Source organism: Citrobacter pasteurii (assembly GCF_019047765.1).
GTDB classification, from domain to species: domain Bacteria; phylum Pseudomonadota; class Gammaproteobacteria; order Enterobacterales; family Enterobacteriaceae; genus Citrobacter; species Citrobacter pasteurii.
The window spans coordinates 2,600,287-2,616,742 of record NZ_CP077262.1; the positions used below are offsets into that span (position 1 = coordinate 2,600,287).

Here is a 16,456-nt window from a genome sequence, read left to right on the forward strand (position 1 = left end):
GGCCTGGTCAATATTCATACCAGCGCTCCACTTTGAATATAACTCATAAACTATCTTAGCATTTTCATGCCTCATCTGACCCGTAATAAACGAAGCGTGAGTTTCATGAGGGTATAGCTATGCCAAATTTATGCGCTGGGGTGTCGCAAGTGCCAAAACGTAAGGACGGGATAGCGTTAAAGAGGTTCTGGAAGGGGGACAGAAATCATATGCATACTGAACTATAATCATTCAGGTAGTAGTTTATATTAAATACAGAGCTTCAATGCCAAAATATCTAATTATTTCATTGCATTACTTACCCATTTTTTTTGACGTCTTTATTTTCTACACTCGGCGTATGTTAATGGTTTCTATTGGTTATGACAGGTGATTTGACTATCCGGTTATCAATGACCTTCTTGTGGCCATCTAACCATTAATGGAATGATTACTATGAAGAAATTACTTGGTTTTGCTGTTTCACTGATCCTTTTATCGGCCCCCGTTTTTGCAACTCCGGCCCCAGAATGTGTGAAGGTGAACAAAGCGCAAATCGAAGCGCTATTCGACAAGTGGAATGAATCACTGAAAACGGGTAATGCGAAGACAGTATCTGAAAATTATCTTAGTGATGCAGTATTACTTCCCACGGTATCGAATAAGGCCCGTTTAACAGATGCTGAACGTGAGGATTATTTTGAACATTTTCTGGCGAAGAAACCGACCGGGAAAATTGACAGTCGTACCATTCGCCTTGGCTGTAATAAGGCGGTTGATGCAGGCACCTATACCTTCACCTTCGCAGACAAATCGACTGTTTCGGCACGTTATACGTTTACTTACGCGTGGGATGGGAAGGCGTGGAAAATTTCCACCCACCACTCTTCAGCAATGCCTGAGGGGTAACAGAACAGATACGTAGGGGGCGGGGATTCACCGCTCCCGGGTGTATTGCGGGCTTGATTAGCCAGGGCTAACCGATAATGGCAATCCCAAGCCGTTCCATGATCAAAGAGACCTGGTAACTATCTATCTTAACACCTTGTAAATCGACGCCCCGAACATCTAAATCCCCCAGTTCAGAATTGGTCAGATCGCAATGCGTGAAGTTCGCCGCCCGCCAGTCAAACGACGTAAACTCACCACCAGAGAGATCGGAGCCGCTAAATGTTGCGCCGAGAATCTGCGTGCCAATCCAGCGGTTTTCCCACAGCTCACACTTTTCTAACACCACTTTTGAAAAATTGGCGTAACTCAGGTTGGTGTTGGTGATATATGCGCTGCAGAACCAGGTGCGTGTGGTTATCATATTCATAAAACTTGCGCCGCGAAAATCCGCACCTTGAGCGCGGCATCCGCGGATTTCAACACCCAGTGCGCTGACATTTCTGAAGTCTGACATTGATAAATCACAGCTTTTAAAGATGGCATCCTTCAGGATGGCCCGGCTGAAATGACACCCTTTTTGGCTCTCACGGTCGTAAAACTGACAACCGATAAATTCAGGGCCACTCAGGTCGGTGCCAGAAAAGTCGCAGTTAAAAAACGTACTGTTTTCAATTTTCGCCCCGGTAAAGCGGTTCCTGTCAATTTTTTCGCCCACTAACGCTAGAGTCATAATGCTAATCCTGTTTTTTTATACAGTATTTGCATCATGGTAAACTGATTCAAGTCGTCGCGTCAAACGACCCACTTATTCGCCGATAGCGTTAGCCTGACGGGCATACAGGTATGCGGTTGCTCTGGACACTCCCAGATGCTGCGCCACCGTATCCATGGATTTTCGTACGTTCAGTAAACCTTCCTTACGCAATTGTTGAATCAGTACCTTTCTGTCTTCTGTTTTCAGCGCTCGCGCCGTTGTCGCACGTTTAGCCGCAAAGTCATCAATACGCTGGCGAATCACTTCATTACTGCCAGGATCGAGGTGTTCGCTGACAGGTGAGCACTCGGTTTCAGTAAACCGTGCCAGCGCACTCTGCATCCCGCGAAATAGCGTCATATCAACATTCAGGCATAGCGCCGCGACGTATTTTCCTTGTTCGTCCTTGATGCCAATAGAGGTACTTTTTACCGGGCGACCATCAGCAAACTGATTGCTGTAGTTGGCAACGATGTTAGGAAAATCAGGTGATGCGATCCGCGCCAGTCCAAGCTCCGTTGCGGGCTGGCCAGCTTTGCGACCGGACAGATTATTGTATATGGATAAGATCGCATGCTCAGGGTTCTTGAGGTCATGAACCACAACCTCGCAAAACGGAGAGAAGGTATCGCTCAGTCCTTTGGCGATGGTTTCAATTTGATTGAGTAGCGAGTTATCGTTGGTTTTTGGCATGCCAGTCTCCTGCAGTGATGCCTGTTGCCATTTTGGCGGCCAGTTTACAGCGTCCTGGGGCTTCTTTTCCAGACTGGAACAGGCGGCATAGCGATAAGGTATCCGCACCGCAGATACCTTAATGAGATTACTCTGCAAGAAATTCACTGTAGCGGTTGATATCAACATTGCCACCACTGATGATAATGCCGATTCTCTTTCCTCGAAGGCTCGCTTTTTGCGCTCTTGCGGCGGCAAAACCAAGGCAGCCTGTTGGCTCCACGACCATTTTCATTCGTTCCGCGATAAATTTCATTGCGGCAATTAATTCATCATCTGAAACCGTCAGGATATCGTTAACATGTTTCTGGATCAGTGGAAAGGTATGCTGTCCAAGATGTTGGGTTTGCGCGCCATCTGCAATGGTTTTCGGCGTATCGATGTGCACAATTTTGCCACTGCGAAACGACTGTTGACCGTCGTTGCCTGCCTCAGGTTCTACACCATAGATAAGACAATCAGGGGACAAGTGTCGCGCGGCCAGTGCGGAACCAGATAGAAGACCGCCACCGCCCAGACAAACAAAAAGGGCATCCAGAGCACCAACTTCTTCAATCAGTTCTTTCGTGGCGGTGCCCTGGCCTGCAATAACGTGTGGGTGATCGTAAGGTGGGATCAGCGTCAGTCCCTGTTTTTCTGCCAGATCCCGGCCAATTTTTTCACGATCTTCAGTGTAACGGTCGTATATCACGACATGTCCTCCATACCCTTTCGTGGCAGCCACTTTAGCGGCTGGCGCGTCGTGCGGCATGATAATTGTCGCCGGAATACCCAGCAATTTTGCGGACAGGGCGATTGCCTGAGCATGGTTTCCGGATGAAAAAGCCACGACGCCGGCTGCTCTCTGTTCTGGCGTAAACTGGCGCAAAGCATTCATCGCACCGCGAAACTTAAATGCCCCCATCCGCTGGTAGTTTTCGCATTTAAAGAAAACGTCAGCGCCAAACTCTTCATTCACCGTTCGCGATGTCATAACCGGTGTCTTGTTCGCATAACCTGCGATGCGCTCAGCGGCCGCGGCAACATCGTGGTAATCAGGTAGTGTTATTTCAGTCATTGTTGTTCACCTGTAGCAGTTAATAGTCACACTTGTTGTGCTAACGCAATGGCTTCAATTTCTACGGCAAAGCCGTAATGAAGCTCTGCAACGCCAGCGACAGCACGGGCTGGACGGGAATCACCGATCCATTCGCCGTAGATCCGATTAAACGTCGGCCACTGGTTAATGTCCGTGACATAGACGTGTACCGATACCAGGTGCTGACGAGAAACGCCGGCTCCTGCCAGACAAGCATCAACATTCTGTAGAGCCAGTCTGGTCTGTTCTTCAAAAGAAGCATCCGCTTTTCTTTCGCCATTAGTCGTGACAGGTAGCTGTCCGGAAATGAAAACGAATCCTCCGGCAGTCACACTATGTGAGTAATGGCCTGCTGGCGGGAAGCTATCCGTCGTTGTGTTCAGGGTAATATTGGTGGACATGGTTCAATCTCCAGCTTAAGTATTGATGATTCATTTAGTATAAAATAATACTATTTGTATTATCTTATACACCATCGTCATCCAGGCATCCAGTCTCTTTTTTCAGCGACATGGCCTTGTGGGCGACGTAAAACGCTCGGCATATCCGCTGAAATGCTTGTATAACGTTAGAATTTATGGCCGTGAGGTCGGGTAGGAATGATGAGAGCGCAGAAATGGTTTTTTGCTTTTAGTCGTGGCCGGGAGCTCAGCTGCAATTCACCGTCAGATGTATAAGTTGATACATAATGTATTGGTATTTTCGATGCCCGTAATGCCCACTTCTGGCGCGAAGTGGGCAGGGGAAAGATCAGAAAGCAGGCGCGGGAAGTATTTTATTTGAGCAGCTTTGACATTAAATCAGGGAACGCTGGTACATCTGTTTCCAGTGAGAACGCAGGGTTAATAGCCTTACGGGCAATCAGTCCGTCAATAAATGCAAACAGAATGATGGTTAGCGCTTGCGGGTCAATATCCCGACGAAACTCTCCTGCGGCGATACCTTGCGCAATTATTCCCGCAATGCTTTGTCGCATGATGTTATCACTGGCGATAAACGCTTCCCTGAGTTCCGGGTTGCGTGCCGATTCGGCCATGATTTCTACCCAAAGGTGGTGCGTGACAGGGTAACCGACATCGCTTATGCAAGAAACGACCTGCTTGCAAAGACGATCAAAAAACGATCCGCTACAGGGCTCATTATGGGCAGCCAGCGCAGTATTTTGCTCTTCCAGAACGGTTGCCCGAATAAGCTCATCCTTGCTTTTGAAGTAAGTGTACATTATGCAAGAATGATGATATGTGGGAACCGTTAAACGGTACTATTTCAATGTGCTTTGTGGAGGATTTTGCACATGAAGGCGCTAAACGGTCGGTAATGCATCGCTAAATCTGGTGTTTTTTAAGCAAAGCGCGGAGCTGATGGTACGTCAGCCCAAGCAGTTCGGCGGCCTTTTTCTGGTTAAATTTTGCCTGTTGCAGGCTGGTTTGCAGAAACCTCTTTTCTTGCTGTTGCTGGAATGCGCGCAGATCCAGCGGTAACGTTGCCGCTGTAGAGTGGGTTTCCTGCAACTGAACGTCTGTAGTGTGGCGCTTAAACGGATCTATCACTACCTCGTCCAGCGGATATTCGCTGGTGCCATGTCGGTATACCGAGCGTTCAACAACGTTTTTCAATTCACGGATATTGCCCGGCCAGCGATAGTGGAGAAGTGTTTCTCTGGCTTGTGCGCTAAAACCGGGAAACAGCGGTAATCCAATCTCGCGGCACATTTGAATCGCAAAATGTTCGGCCATCAACATGATGTCGCTCTTACGCTCCCGTAAAGGTGGCAGTTGCACGACATCAAAGGCAAGTCGATCTAACAGGTCTGCGCGGAAAGTACCTTCACTGACCATTCTCGGTAAGTCGGCATTGGTGGCACAGACCAGGCGCACGTTAACTTGCAGCGGCTGGCTACCGCCTACGCGCTCGAGTTCTCCATACTCAATAACGCGCAGTAATTTCTCCTGTACCAACATCGGTGCGGTTGCCAGTTCATCAAGAAAAAGTGTGCCACCGTCGGCACGCTCGAAGCGACCCGGATGGCGTTTTTGCGCCCCGGTAAAAGCGCCAGCTTCGTGGCCGAAGAGTTCGGAATCGAGTAAATTTTCGTTCAGCGCCGCACAATTAAGAGAAATAAACGGTCCTTGCCAGCGTGTGGAAAGGTAGTGCAGACGGTTGGCGATTAACTCTTTTCCTGTGCCACGCTCACCGATAACCAACACGGGTTTTTCCAGGGGGGCCAGATGGGAGACTTGTTCCAGCACTTCAATGAAGCTGTTTGCTTCCCCCAGAAGAGTATCTTTGTATCCTGCCATGATGAAATTCACCATTTGTTAGTGTTATTCACCAATTTACCCTAATTATCACGTCAGGTAAAATTAGATATTATCTTTAAAATCAATAGAATAAAAAGTTGGCACATCATGTGCATTACGAAAGCAGCAGGGCTTAGCCCAATATCAGAACAGTAAGTGAGGATTACATTATGGGTATTTTTTCTCGTTTTGCCGACATCGTGAACGCCAACATTAATGCGTTGCTGGAAAAGGCTGAAGATCCGCAGAAGCTGGTGCGGTTAATGATTCAGGAAATGGAAGATACGCTGGTTGAGGTGCGTTCAAACTCCGCCCGCGCTTTGGCAGAAAAGAAACAGTTATCCCGTCGTATCGAACAGGCGAGTGCGCAGCAGGCAGAGTGGCAGGAAAAAGCCGAGCTGGCGCTGCGTAAAGAGAAAGAAGATCTGGCGCGTTCTGCGTTAATCGAAAAACAGAAACTGACCGACCTGATTGCTTCTCTGGAGCATGAGGTGACGCTGGTTGACGATACACTGACGCGGATGAAAAAAGAGATCGGCGAGCTGGAAAACAAACTCAGTGAAACCCGGGCTCGTCAGCAGGCATTGATGTTGCGTCATCAGGCGGCGAGTTCTTCCCGTGATGTCCGTCGTCAGTTGGATAGCGGCAAACTGGATGAAGCAATGGCCCGCTTTGAATCTTTTGAGCGCCGTATTGATCAGATGGAAGCGGAAGCCGAAAGCCATAACTTCGGTAAGCAAAAATCTCTGGATCAGCAATTTGCTGACCTGAAAGCAGATGATGAAATCAGCGAGCAGCTGGCGCAGCTTAAAGCCAAAATGCAGCAAGACAAGCAATAATAACATCTGGCGGCGCCCGAACGCGCCGCCGCTCATCACCTGTAAGGAGTACTCATGAGCGCGCTATTTCTGGCCATCCCGTTAACCATCTTTGTGTTGTTTGTTTTACCGATTTGGCTGTGGCTGCATTACAGCAACCGTTCCAGCCGTGGCGAACTGTCGCAAAGTGAACAGCAACGTCTGGTAGAACTCAACGATGACGCACAGCGGATGCGCGAGCGCATTCAGGCGCTGGAAGACATCCTTGATGCTGAACATCCAAACTGGAGGAACCGTTAATGGGAGGCGTTAACCTGAACAAAAAACTGTGGCGTATCCCGCAGCAGGGCATGGTGAAGGGGGTTTGTGCGGGTATTGCGCATTATCTCGATGTGCCTGTGAAGCTGGTACGGATCCTGGTGGTGCTGTCAGTCTTTTTTGGTCTGGCCTTTTTCACCTTCGTCGCCTACATCGTGCTGACATTTGTGTTAGACCCGATGCCGGACAATGTGGTTTCCGGCGAGCAGCAGCCTTCAAGCGGTGAACTATTGGACGCCGTCGATCGCGAGCTGGCCGCAAGTGAAAAGCGTTTGCGTGAAATGGAGCGTTATGTGACGTCTGATACATTTTCACTACGCAGTCGCTTTCGCCAACTGTGAGGTTAGAAATGAACAATCGCTGGCAACGTGCCGGGCAAAGGGTTAAGCCGGGCTTTAAAATAGCAGGCAAGCTGGTGCTTTTGACTGCGCTTCGCTACGGCCCGGCAGGTGTTGCGGGGTGGGCGGTGAAATCCGTGGCCCGCCGTCCGTTAAAAATGTTGCTGGTGTTGGTTCTGGAGCCATTATTGAGCAAGGTTGCCAGGAAAATTTCCCAACGCTATGGCCAGTGATAGCATGCTCGCAATATTTCCTTAAGATCAAGTATATAGTGTTAGGTGACTTTCTATCATTTAACGGAACGATACTATGTTGAAAAAAAGCGTATTAGCGTTGGCACTGGTCATCGGCATGCCGGTATTTGCGGCTGAGCACTGGATTGATGTTCGTGTTCCTGAACAATATCAGCAGGAACACGTTCAGGGGGCCATCAACATCCCTTTAAAGGATTTGCAGGCACGAATTGCGGCAGAAGTGCCAGATAAGGCGGACACCGTGAAGTTGTATTGCAACTCAGGTCGTCAATCCGGGATGGCAAAAGATATGCTGACCGGGATGGGCTATACACAGGTAACCAACGAAGGCGGCATCAATCAGATCGCGCTGCCAAAAGTAGAGAATAAATAAACCGTTCGCATTCCTTCTGCTACAGGCGGTAAGAATTATACCGCCTGATATCGCTCAGGTAGTTGATAAGTAAGAATTGACCCCTATCTTTACTTCCTGTTTGTTATAATTTATTCGGTTCCTTCAGCAAAACGGGATGGCGATGAAGCGACTTAAAAATGAACTCAACTCGCTGGTTAATCGCGGCGTAGATCGGCATTTGCGCCTGGCTGTCACCGGACTTAGCCGCAGCGGTAAGACGGCGTTTATCACCGCGATGGTAAACCAGCTACTCAATATTCATGCCGGTGCGCGTCTGCCGTTGCTCAGTTGCGTACGCGAAGAGCGTCTGCTTGGCGTTAAGCGGGTTCCCCAACGCGACTTTGGCATTCCGCGCTTTACCTATGATGAAGGACTGGCCCAGCTGTATGGCTCTCCGCCGACCTGGCCGACACCAACGCGCGGTGTGAGTGAAATTCGTCTGGCGCTGCGTTACAAGTCCAATGACTCTTTACTGCGCCACTTTAAAGACACCTCTACGCTGTACCTGGAAATCGTCGATTATCCGGGAGAGTGGCTGCTCGATTTACCGATGCTGGCCCAGGACTATTTGAGCTGGTCGCGGCAAATGACCGGATTATTGCAGGGGCAGCGTGGCGAATGGTCGGCAAAATGGCGGCAGTTAAGCCACGGGCTTGATCCACTAGCACCTGCTGACGAAAACCGTCTGGCGGAAATCGCTGCGGCGTGGACTGACTATCTGCATCAGTGCAAACAGCAGGGACTGCACTTTATTCAGCCCGGGCGCTTTGTGCTGCCGGGGGACATGGCTGGCGCACCTGCGCTGCAATTTTTTCCGTGGCCGGACGTTGATGCCTGGGGAGAATCGAAGCTGGCGCAGGCAGATAAACACACTAATGCGGGCATGCTGCGTGACAGGTTTAATTACTACTGCGAAAAGGTCGTGAAAGGGTTCTACAAGAATCACTTCCTGCGCTTTGACCGCCAAATTGTGTTGGTCGATTGCCTGCAACCGCTTAACAGCGGACCACAGGCGTTTAACGACATGCGTCTGGCGCTGACCCAACTGATGCAAAGTTTCCATTACGGTCAGCGCACGTTGTTCCGCCGGTTGTTCTCGCCGGTAATCGATAAGTTGCTGTTCGCTGCCACCAAGGCCGACCACGTTACGGTCGATCAACATGCCAATATGGTGTCGTTGTTGCAGCAGTTGATCCAGGACGCCTGGCAAAACGCTGCATTCGAAGGCATCAGCATGGATTGTCTGGGACTGGCATCGGTGCAGGCAACCACCAGCGGTCTGATCGATGTGAAGGGTGAGAAGATCCCCGCGTTGCGCGGCAATCGCCTGAGCGACGGTGAGCCCTTGACCGTCTATCCGGGAGAAGTCCCTGCGCGTTTACCGGGCCAGGCTTTTTGGGATCGCCAGGGTTTCCAGTTTGAAGCCTTTCGCCCGCAGGTCATGGATGTGGATAAACCCTTACCGCATATTCGGCTGGATGCCGCGCTGGAGTTTTTGATAGGAGATAAATTGCGATGAGCGAGCCGTTAAAACCGCGTATCGATTTCTCAGGTCCACTGGAAGTGGAACCAAACACGGCATTTAAAGCACAGCAAATGTTCAACGATACGGAAGCGCAGACTTTTTCTCCGGCGACAGTGGATGAGCCGCTGGAAGACGAAGGTCAGGCTGAAGCCGTTATTGATGCCGCATTACGTCCTAAACGCAGCCTGTGGCGCAAAATGGTGATGGGCGGGTTGGCGCTGTTTGGCATCAGTGTGGTAGCTCAGGGTGTGCAGTGGACGATGAACGCCTGGCAGACTCAGGACTGGGTCGCGCTGGGGGGCTGTGCTGCGGGTGCGCTGATTATTGGCGCAGGCGTTGGGTCGGTGGCAACCGAGTGGCGTCGGCTGTGGCGTTTACGTCAACGCGCACACGAGCGTGATGAAGCGCGTGATCTGTTACACAGTCACGGAACCGGAAAAGGCCGCGTATTTTGTGAAAAGTTGGCACAACAGGCGGGTATCGATCAGTCTCACCCTGCGCTACAACGCTGGTATGCCTCTATCCATGAAACGCAGAATGATCGGGAAGTTGTGAGCCTGTATGCCCACCTGGTGCAGCCAGTGCTGGATGCGCAAGCACGACGTGAGATCAGTCGTTCTGCGGCGGAATCCACGCTGATGATTGCCGTCAGCCCGTTAGCGTTGGTAGATATGGCGTTTATTGCCTGGCGAAATCTGCGGTTGATTAACCGTATAGCTACGCTGTATGGCATCGAACTCGGCTATTACAGTCGCCTGCGCCTGTTTCGTCTGGTGCTGTTAAATATCGCTTTTGCCGGGGCCAGCGAGCTGGTGCGGGAAGTGGGGATGGACTGGATGTCGCAGGATTTAGCGGCCCGGTTATCCACGCGTGCCGCGCAGGGTATTGGCGCGGGCTTGTTAACAGCGCGTTTGGGGATTAAAGCGATGGAACTGTGCCGTCCATTACCGTGGATTGATGATGATAAACCGCGACTGGGGGATTTCCGCCGTCAGTTGATCGGTCAGGTGAAAGAGACCTTACAAAAGAACAAATCCCCGCGTGAAAGTTGAGTAAATACGGGTGCCGATCGTATAACTTTACGCCCCGGCGCCCAATTTTCCAGCGTGCTGTCAATATTTGTTGACAGAGTCCTTCCTGCTAACCCAATACTGGCTTATCATCTAACACATGATCCCTTGTCCAGGTGAAGGTTCCTATGCGTTTGGAAGTCTTTTGTGAAGACCGTCTTGGTCTGACCCGCGAATTGCTCGATTTACTGGTGCTGAGAAGCATTGATTTACGCGGTATCGAGATTGACCCCATCGGGCGAATTTACCTTAATTTTGCGGAACTGGAGTTCACTAACTTCAGCAGCCTGATGGCTGAAATCCGCCGCATCGCAGGGGTAACGGACGTCCGCACCGTGCCCTGGATGCCTTCCGAACGCGAACATCTGGCGCTGAGCGCGCTGCTTGAGGCGCTACCAGAACCAGTCCTTTCTCTGGATATGAAAAGCAAAATCGAGATGGCGAATCCTGCGAGCTGTCAGCTTTTCGCTCACAGTCAGGAGCGTATGCGCAATCATACCGCCGCTCAATTAATCAATGGGTTTAACTTCCAGCGCTGGCTCGAAAGCAATCCGCAGGATTCTCATAGCGAACATGTGGTGATTAATGGGCAAAACTTCCTGATGGAAATTACGCCTGTTCATTTGCAGGGCGAAAATCAGGAGCAGATGCTGACGGGAGCCGTTGTCATGTTGCGTTCTACCCTCCGCATGGGGCGTCAGTTGCAAAACATGACCACCCAGGATCTGAGCGCATTCAGTCAGATTATTGCTGTCAGTGCCAAAATGAAACACGTGGTGGAACAGGCGCGTAAGCTGGCAACACTGAGTGCGCCGCTGCTGATCACCGGAAATACCGGTACGGGCAAAGATCTCTTTGCGCATGCCTGCCATCTGGCGAGCCCACGTGCGTCAAGACCCTATCTGGCGCTGAACTGCGCGTCTATTCCTGAAGATGCGGTAGAAAGCGAACTGTTTGGCCACGCCCCGGAAGGTAAAAAAGGGTTCTTTGAGCAGGCGAATGGCGGTTCAGTGCTGTTGGATGAGATTGGCGAAATGTCGCCGCGCATGCAGACGAAATTGCTGCGCTTCCTCAATGACGGGACATTCCGTCGCGTGGGCGAAGATCATGAAGTTCATGTTGATGTTCGCGTAATCTGCGCGACGCAAAAGAACCTGGTGGAACTGGTGCAGAAAGGTCTTTTCCGCGAGGATCTCTATTATCGTCTGAATGTCCTGACGCTTAATCTGCCGCCGCTACGCGATTGCCCACAAGATATTATGCCGCTCACCGAGCTGTTTGTGGCGCGTTTTGCCGACGAGCAGGGTGTACCGCGTCCGAAGTTGTCTGCCGATCTCAGTACGGTGCTCACCCGCTACGGCTGGCCGGGTAATGTGCGTCAGCTTAAAAATGCTATCTATCGGGCGTTAACTCAGCTTGAGGGCTATGAACTGCGTCCGCAGGATATCTTATTGCCGGATTATGATGCAGCGACAGTTGCCGTCGGAGAAGAGGTGATGGAAGGGTCGCTGGATGAAATCACCAGCCGCTTTGAACGTTCCGTGTTGACGCAGCTTTATATGAATTATCCCAGCACGCGTAAACTGGCTAAACGCCTGGGGGTTTCACATACTGCGATTGCCAATAAGTTACGCGAATATGGTCTGAGTCAGCAGAAAAAAAGCGAAGAGTAATGATGCAAATAAAAATGCCTCCATCCGGAGGCATTTTTGTATTCAGGGCAACTTAGGCTTTCAGCACAGCCAGCGCTGCATCATAGTCAGGCTCGTTGGTAATTTCATTTACCAGTTGGCTGAATACAATGTTGTCATTTTCGTCGATCACGACAACGGCACGAGCAGCCAGACCTTTCAGCGGACCTTCGGCAATTTCAACACCGTAGTTTTTCAGGAATTCAGCGTTGCGCAGGGTGGACAGCGTGATAACGTTGCTCAGACCTTCCGCGCCGCAAAAACGAGAGTGGGCGAATGGCAGATCGGCTGAAATGCACAGTACGACGGTGTTGTCGATTTCTGTCGCCAGTTGGTTAAACTTACGTACTGATGCCGCGCACACGCCGGTATCGATGCTTGGGAAAATATTCAGCACTTTGCGCTTGCCTGCGAACTGGCCCAGCGTAACGTCAGACAGGTCTTTAGCCACAAGGGTAAAAGCCTGAGCTTTGCTTCCAGCCTGAGGAATAGAGCCGGCGACTGCAACCGGGTTGCCCTGGAAATGAACGGTTTGTGACATGGTTATCTTCCTGTTTACATATAGTTAACGTCAAGGCTAGTTTATGCCATCAGCAGTTAACACGGCAAACGCTATTTGCGGATATCCGCTTCAGGGACTGCATTAAGGAAAACAAATGAGATCAGTTAAGGTGTATGGGGAAGCCTGGCCGTTACACACTCCCTTTGTGATTGCCCGCGGGAGCAGGACCGAAGCGCATGTGGTGGTGGTTGAACTGGAAGAGAATGGTGTAAAGGGCGTTGGAGAATGTACGCCTTATCCTCGCTATGGCGAAAGCGATGCGTCGGTACTGGCTCAAATCATGAGTGTTGTGCCGCAACTGGAACACGGTGTGACGCGTGAAGCGCTGCAGGCATTGCTGCCCGCGGGGGCGGCGCGTAATGCCGTTGACTGTGCGCTTTGGGATCTCAATGCGCGTCAGCAACAACAGTCTCTGGCCGACTACGTTGGTACTGAACTGGATGCAACAGTAACGACCGCGCAAACCGTCGTGATCGGCACGCCGGAGCAGATGGCGGCGAGTGCGACTGCGCTATGGGATAACGGTGCCAGATTGCTGAAAGTCAAACTGGATGCACACTTAATCAGCGAAAGGATGGTTGCGATCCGGGCGGCTGTGCCTGAGGCGACAATCATTGTTGATGCGAATGAGTCCTGGCGTGCTGAAGGGCTGGCTGCACGCTGCCAGTTAATGGCGGATTTAGGCGTTGCGATGCTGGAGCAGCCTCTGCCGGCTAATGATGATGCCGCGCTGGAGAATTTCGTGCATCCGCTGCCTGTCTGTGCAGATGAAAGCTGCCATACCCGCAGCAGTCTGAAAGCGCTGCATGGCCGCTATGAAATGGTGAATATTAAACTGGATAAGACAGGCGGACTGACGGAGGCGCTGGCGCTGGCGACCGAAGCCCGCGAGCAGGGATTCGCGTTAATGCTCGGCTGTATGTTGTGTACATCCAGGGCGATCGGCGCTGCATTGCCGCTTACGCCACAGGTCAGCTTTGCCGATCTGGATGGCCCTACCTGGCTGGCCCGAGACGCGGAGCCTGCCTTGCATTTTACAACCGGACAGCTCCATCTCAAGGATGCCAGCGCAAAAGATTAGACATTGCCAGCAGGTATTTTTCGCTCGCTTCATCCGATGAAATGGGCGGAAATTCTGCAGTAATGCAATGTAGGTTTAGATCGGCGCACCAGCTACCAAAAGAGCCTGGCGTTTCATAACCGACGCTGATTACCAGCGGCAATTCGAACGACTGCGCCAACCACGCGCCTAATTCGCTGTGTCTGGGATCTTCAATACAGGCCAGCGGATCGTGGAAAGAAACTACCCATGCAGGATGAATGTGGTGAATAAGTTGGCATAGTGCCTGGGTCTCAGGCTCTGATCCCGGATGATCGCCGGTCAATAACACCACATCACGCTCTTCTGCGCTGCTGTTCCAACGATATACCGTTTCACCGGATTTCCAGTTTGCCGCCGGAAAGTTACGGTTTAGATCTACGCCGTTTGCATTGGCACGCAGACCCAACTGGCAACCGTCAGGGTTTACGGCCAGCACGACATGATGGCGACGCAGGGAAGGGTTAAGCGTACGCAATGCGCAGGAAAGGGTGACGACCGATGAGTTTTCGTCGCCGTGCGTTCCTGCCAGTATCAGACCGCTTTCACGATCGGCTGCCGGTGCCGGGAACCAGATCAGCGGTGCGCCGAGCAATGAACGTCCGTAATGTTCGGTTCCTGGCGGAAATGCGCCGCGCTCGGCACGGGGGCGGGTAACGGTCATAGTCATCTCTGAATGCTTGGATAGTTACTCGCAGTGTTGTGCAAAATGTATGGATAATCAAATCGTTTTCACACACTTATCTTTTCAGGTGTAATATCACTTTCTTGTCTGAAGTTAATTGCATTTCCTGCTGGCGATACAAATAATTACACATTCACTTAGTAGCCGGAATTGAGGGTATCTTATGCAGCATTCTGTTTCAGTAACCTGTTGTGCACTGTTGGTTAGCAGCATTTCATTATCCTGGGCTGCTGATGTTCCCAGCGGAACGGTACTGGCAGAAAAGCAAGAACTGGTGCGTCATATAAAAGATGAGCCAGCGTCACTCGATCCGGCAAAAGCCGTTGGGCTTCCAGAAATTCAGGTTATTCGCGATTTATTCGAAGGGCTGGTCAACCAGAATGAAAAGGGTGAGATTATTCCCGGTGTCGCCACACAGTGGAAGAGTAATGATAACCGTATCTGGACGTTTACGTTGCGCAATAATGCGCAATGGGTCGATGGCACGCCGGTAACGGCACAGGATTTTGTCTACAGTTGGCAGCGTCTGGTGGACCCGAAAACACTATCGCCGTTTGCCTGGTTTGCCGCGCTTGCAGGGATCAACAATGCCCAGGCGATCATCGATGGCAAAGCCGCGCCCGATAAGTTAGGTGTCAGCGCGGTGGATGCGCATACCTTCAAAGTGCAGTTGGACAAACCCCTACCCTGGTTTGCCAACCTGACAGCGAGCTTTGCGTTTTATCCTGTCCAAAAAGCCAATGTCGAAAGCGGTAAAGAGTGGACGAAGCCAGGCAACCTTATCGGTAACGGTGCCTATGTGCTGAAAGACCGTGTGGTTAACGAGAAACTGGAAGTTGTGCCGAATACACATTATTGGGACAACGCCAAAACGGTGCTGCAAAAAGTGACTTTCCTGCCGATTAACCAGGAGTCTGCTGCGACCAAACGCTATCTTGCTGGCGATATCGATATTACTGAGTCCTTCCCGAAAAATATGTATCAGAAGCTATTGAAGGATATTCCGGGCCAGGTTTATACGCCGCCGCAGCTTGGTACTTATTACTATGCGTTTAACACGCAAAAAGGGCCGACTGCCGATTCACGCGTGCGTCTGGCGCTTAGTATGACTATCGATCGCCGTCTGATGGCGGAGAAAGTATTAGGAACTGGAGAAAAACCCGCATGGCATTTCACGCCGGATGTGACGGCAGGATTTATCCCGGAACCTTCTCCGTTTGAACAAATGAGTCAGGAAGAGCTTAACGCTCAGGCGAAAACGCTGCTGCGTGCGGCCGGTTATGGCCCGCAGAAACCGCTGAAATTGACGCTGTTGTATAACACCTCTGAAAATCATCAGAAGATTGCTATTGCTGTGGCTTCCATGTGGAAGAAAAATCTTGGCGTGGATGTGAAGCTACAGAACCAGGAATGGAAAACGTATATCGATAGCCGTAATACCGGTAATTTTGATGTGATCCGTGCATCCTGGGTGGGCGATTACAACGAGCCATCCACATTCCTGTCGCTGTTAACCTCGACCCATACGGGCAATATTTCCCGCTTTAACAATCCGGCATACGATAAAGTGTTGACTCAGGCGACGCTGGAAAATACGGAGAAAGCACGGAATGCCGATTATAACGCAGCGGAAAAAATCCTGATGGAACAGGCACCTATTGCCCCGATTTATCAGTACACCAACGGGCGTTTAATTAAACCGTGGCTGAAGGGATATCCGATAACCAACCCGGAAGATGTGGCATACAGTCGCACTATGTATATTGTTAAGCACTAGTTGCGTACGCCCTCCTGTTAACCTTCGTTAACCACTTCAACTGGCGCTGACTTCAGCGCCAGCATCTCCAGACAATCAGTATCAACCTCATTAGAAATAATGATAAAAACATATCTAATGAATTATTCATATTGTGAATTATCTATAACCAATTTTGCCGCTGCATGAAACCATCGTCCGCAATGTCCGCG

Annotated in this window: 19 protein-coding genes; 11 read left to right on the plus strand and 8 right to left on the minus strand. The window is 50.8% G+C overall.

What is annotated here, in order from left to right; all coding sequences use genetic code 11:
* Positions 1–435: 435 nt before the first annotated feature.
* Positions 436–888 (plus strand): SgcJ/EcaC family oxidoreductase, encoded by a 453-nt coding sequence (locus I6L54_RS12735; protein WP_005126487.1) that lies wholly within the window; start codon positions 436–438, stop codon positions 886–888.
* 67 nt (positions 889–955) lie between these two features.
* Here the strand turns inward: I6L54_RS12735 and I6L54_RS12740 are convergent, their stop codons facing one another.
* From I6L54_RS12740 to pspF, 6 genes are all read right to left on the minus strand, one after another.
* Positions 956–1,600, minus strand: a complete 645-nt coding sequence (locus I6L54_RS12740) for a QnrB family quinolone resistance pentapeptide repeat protein (protein ID WP_040230891.1) — start codon at positions 1,598–1,600, stop codon at positions 956–958.
* A 75-nt stretch (positions 1,601–1,675) separates the two neighbouring features.
* Positions 1,676–2,317, minus strand: coding sequence for a helix-turn-helix transcriptional regulator (locus tag I6L54_RS12745; RefSeq protein ID WP_005126490.1), 642 nt, complete (start codon positions 2,315–2,317; stop codon positions 1,676–1,678).
* 127 nt (positions 2,318–2,444) lie between these two features.
* Positions 2,445–3,413, minus strand: a complete 969-nt coding sequence (locus I6L54_RS12750; RefSeq protein WP_005126493.1) for a threo-3-hydroxy-L-aspartate ammonia-lyase — start codon at positions 3,411–3,413, stop codon at positions 2,445–2,447.
* 26 nt (positions 3,414–3,439) lie between these two features.
* Complete coding sequence (locus I6L54_RS12755; RefSeq protein WP_005126495.1) at positions 3,440–3,835, minus strand: RidA family protein; 396 nt, start codon at positions 3,833–3,835, stop codon at positions 3,440–3,442.
* 374 nt (positions 3,836–4,209) lie between these two features.
* Positions 4,210–4,656, minus strand: a complete 447-nt coding sequence (locus I6L54_RS24465) for a TetR family transcriptional regulator C-terminal domain-containing protein (RefSeq protein ID WP_005126497.1) — start codon at positions 4,654–4,656, stop codon at positions 4,210–4,212.
* Positions 4,657–4,759: 103 nt separating this feature from the next.
* Positions 4,760–5,749, minus strand: a complete 990-nt coding sequence (gene pspF / locus I6L54_RS12765) for a phage shock protein operon transcriptional activator (protein ID WP_162873155.1) — start codon at positions 5,747–5,749, stop codon at positions 4,760–4,762.
* A gap of 155 nt (positions 5,750–5,904) precedes the next feature.
* Here pspF and pspA point away from each other — a divergent pair, with 155 nt between their 5' ends.
* From pspA to tyrR, 8 genes are all read left to right on the plus strand, one after another.
* Positions 5,905–6,573: a phage shock protein PspA gene (gene pspA, locus I6L54_RS12770; protein WP_005126503.1), complete on the plus strand. Its 669-nt coding sequence runs from the start codon at positions 5,905–5,907 to the stop codon at positions 6,571–6,573.
* Between the two features lie 54 nt (positions 6,574–6,627).
* Positions 6,628–6,852 (plus strand): envelope stress response membrane protein PspB, encoded by a 225-nt coding sequence (gene pspB, locus I6L54_RS12775; protein ID WP_005126505.1) that lies wholly within the window; start codon positions 6,628–6,630, stop codon positions 6,850–6,852.
* Positions 6,852–7,211: an envelope stress response membrane protein PspC gene (pspC, locus tag I6L54_RS12780; RefSeq protein ID WP_003020497.1), complete on the plus strand. Its 360-nt coding sequence runs from the start codon at positions 6,852–6,854 to the stop codon at positions 7,209–7,211. Before pspB ends, pspC begins: the two co-directional genes overlap by 1 nt.
* Positions 7,212–7,219: 8 nt before the next feature.
* Positions 7,220–7,441 carry a phage shock protein PspD gene (gene pspD / locus I6L54_RS12785; RefSeq protein WP_040230893.1) on the plus strand — a complete coding sequence of 74 codons (222 nt, stop codon included), beginning with the start codon at positions 7,220–7,222 and terminating at the stop codon, positions 7,439–7,441.
* 76 nt (positions 7,442–7,517) lie between these two features.
* Complete coding sequence (pspE, locus tag I6L54_RS12790; RefSeq protein WP_040230895.1) at positions 7,518–7,835, plus strand: thiosulfate sulfurtransferase PspE; 318 nt, start codon at positions 7,518–7,520, stop codon at positions 7,833–7,835.
* A 142-nt stretch (positions 7,836–7,977) separates the two neighbouring features.
* Entirely contained in the window at positions 7,978–9,375 is a 1,398-nt protein-coding gene (locus I6L54_RS12795; protein WP_005126510.1) for a YcjX family GTP-binding protein, read from the plus strand.
* Positions 9,372–10,433 carry a YcjF family protein gene (locus I6L54_RS12800; RefSeq protein WP_005126511.1) on the plus strand — a complete coding sequence of 354 codons (1,062 nt, stop codon included), beginning with the start codon at positions 9,372–9,374 and terminating at the stop codon, positions 10,431–10,433. Before I6L54_RS12795 ends, I6L54_RS12800 begins: the two co-directional genes overlap by 4 nt.
* Before the next feature lie 146 nt (positions 10,434–10,579).
* A complete protein-coding gene (gene tyrR / locus I6L54_RS12805) occupies positions 10,580–12,124 on the plus strand; it encodes a transcriptional regulator TyrR (RefSeq protein WP_040230896.1) in 1,545 nt (514 codons plus the stop codon).
* A 52-nt stretch (positions 12,125–12,176) separates the two neighbouring features.
* Here the strand turns inward: tyrR and tpx are convergent, their stop codons facing one another.
* On the minus strand, positions 12,177–12,683 hold the full coding sequence (tpx, locus tag I6L54_RS12810) for a thiol peroxidase (RefSeq protein ID WP_040230898.1): 507 nt from the start codon (positions 12,681–12,683) through the stop codon (positions 12,177–12,179).
* 115 nt (positions 12,684–12,798) lie between these two features.
* Here tpx and ycjG point away from each other — a divergent pair, with 115 nt between their 5' ends.
* Positions 12,799–13,785 (plus strand): L-Ala-D/L-Glu epimerase, encoded by a 987-nt coding sequence (ycjG, locus tag I6L54_RS12815; RefSeq protein ID WP_040230899.1) that lies wholly within the window; start codon positions 12,799–12,801, stop codon positions 13,783–13,785.
* On the opposite strand, the gene mpaA is transcribed toward ycjG, so the two are convergent.
* The gene (gene mpaA / locus I6L54_RS12820; RefSeq protein WP_040230902.1) at positions 13,760–14,467 is read right to left on the minus strand and encodes a murein tripeptide amidase MpaA; all 708 of its coding nucleotides are present in this window, start codon (positions 14,465–14,467) and stop codon (positions 13,760–13,762) included. The two genes, ycjG and mpaA, sit on opposite strands and share 26 nt — an antisense overlap.
* 184 nt (positions 14,468–14,651) lie before the next feature.
* Between mpaA and mppA the strand changes: the two genes are divergently transcribed.
* Positions 14,652–16,265 carry a murein tripeptide ABC transporter substrate-binding protein MppA gene (gene mppA, locus I6L54_RS12825; protein ID WP_040230904.1) on the plus strand — a complete coding sequence of 538 codons (1,614 nt, stop codon included), beginning with the start codon at positions 14,652–14,654 and terminating at the stop codon, positions 16,263–16,265.
* Positions 16,266–16,456 lie beyond the last annotated feature (191 nt).

What these genes read in the sequence shown, in the direction of transcription:
- tyrR (WP_040230896.1), top strand. Translation starts at nt 10,580, where the DNA reads ATGCGTTTGGAAGTCTTTTGTGAAGACCGTCTTGGTCTGACCCGCGAA.
- pspD (WP_040230893.1), top strand. Translation starts at nt 7,220, where the DNA reads ATGAACAATCGCTGGCAACGTGCCGGGCAAAGGGTTAAGCCGGGCTTT.
- I6L54_RS12795 (WP_005126510.1), top strand. Translation starts at nt 7,978, where the DNA reads ATGAAGCGACTTAAAAATGAACTCAACTCGCTGGTTAATCGCGGCGTA.
- pspA (WP_005126503.1), top strand. Translation starts at nt 5,905, where the DNA reads ATGGGTATTTTTTCTCGTTTTGCCGACATCGTGAACGCCAACATTAAT.
- tpx (WP_040230898.1), bottom strand. Translation starts at nt 12,683, where the DNA reads ATGTCACAAACCGTTCATTTCCAGGGCAACCCGGTTGCAGTCGCCGGC.
- I6L54_RS12750 (WP_005126493.1), bottom strand. Translation starts at nt 3,413, where the DNA reads ATGACTGAAATAACACTACCTGATTACCACGATGTTGCCGCGGCCGCT.
- I6L54_RS12735 (WP_005126487.1), top strand. Translation starts at nt 436, where the DNA reads ATGAAGAAATTACTTGGTTTTGCTGTTTCACTGATCCTTTTATCGGCC.
- pspF (WP_162873155.1), bottom strand. Translation starts at nt 5,749, where the DNA reads ATGGTGAATTTCATCATGGCAGGATACAAAGATACTCTTCTGGGGGAA.
- pspC (WP_003020497.1), top strand. Translation starts at nt 6,852, where the DNA reads ATGGGAGGCGTTAACCTGAACAAAAAACTGTGGCGTATCCCGCAGCAG.
- pspE (WP_040230895.1), top strand. Translation starts at nt 7,518, where the DNA reads ATGTTGAAAAAAAGCGTATTAGCGTTGGCACTGGTCATCGGCATGCCG.
- I6L54_RS12755 (WP_005126495.1), bottom strand. Translation starts at nt 3,835, where the DNA reads ATGTCCACCAATATTACCCTGAACACAACGACGGATAGCTTCCCGCCA.
- pspB (WP_005126505.1), top strand. Translation starts at nt 6,628, where the DNA reads ATGAGCGCGCTATTTCTGGCCATCCCGTTAACCATCTTTGTGTTGTTT.
- I6L54_RS12800 (WP_005126511.1), top strand. Translation starts at nt 9,372, where the DNA reads ATGAGCGAGCCGTTAAAACCGCGTATCGATTTCTCAGGTCCACTGGAA.
- I6L54_RS24465 (WP_005126497.1), bottom strand. Translation starts at nt 4,656, where the DNA reads ATGTACACTTACTTCAAAAGCAAGGATGAGCTTATTCGGGCAACCGTT.
- mpaA (WP_040230902.1), bottom strand. Translation starts at nt 14,467, where the DNA reads ATGACCGTTACCCGCCCCCGTGCCGAGCGCGGCGCATTTCCGCCAGGA.
- I6L54_RS12745 (WP_005126490.1), bottom strand. Translation starts at nt 2,317, where the DNA reads ATGCCAAAAACCAACGATAACTCGCTACTCAATCAAATTGAAACCATC.
- ycjG (WP_040230899.1), top strand. Translation starts at nt 12,799, where the DNA reads ATGAGATCAGTTAAGGTGTATGGGGAAGCCTGGCCGTTACACACTCCC.
- mppA (WP_040230904.1), top strand. Translation starts at nt 14,652, where the DNA reads ATGCAGCATTCTGTTTCAGTAACCTGTTGTGCACTGTTGGTTAGCAGC.
- I6L54_RS12740 (WP_040230891.1), bottom strand. Translation starts at nt 1,600, where the DNA reads ATGACTCTAGCGTTAGTGGGCGAAAAAATTGACAGGAACCGCTTTACC.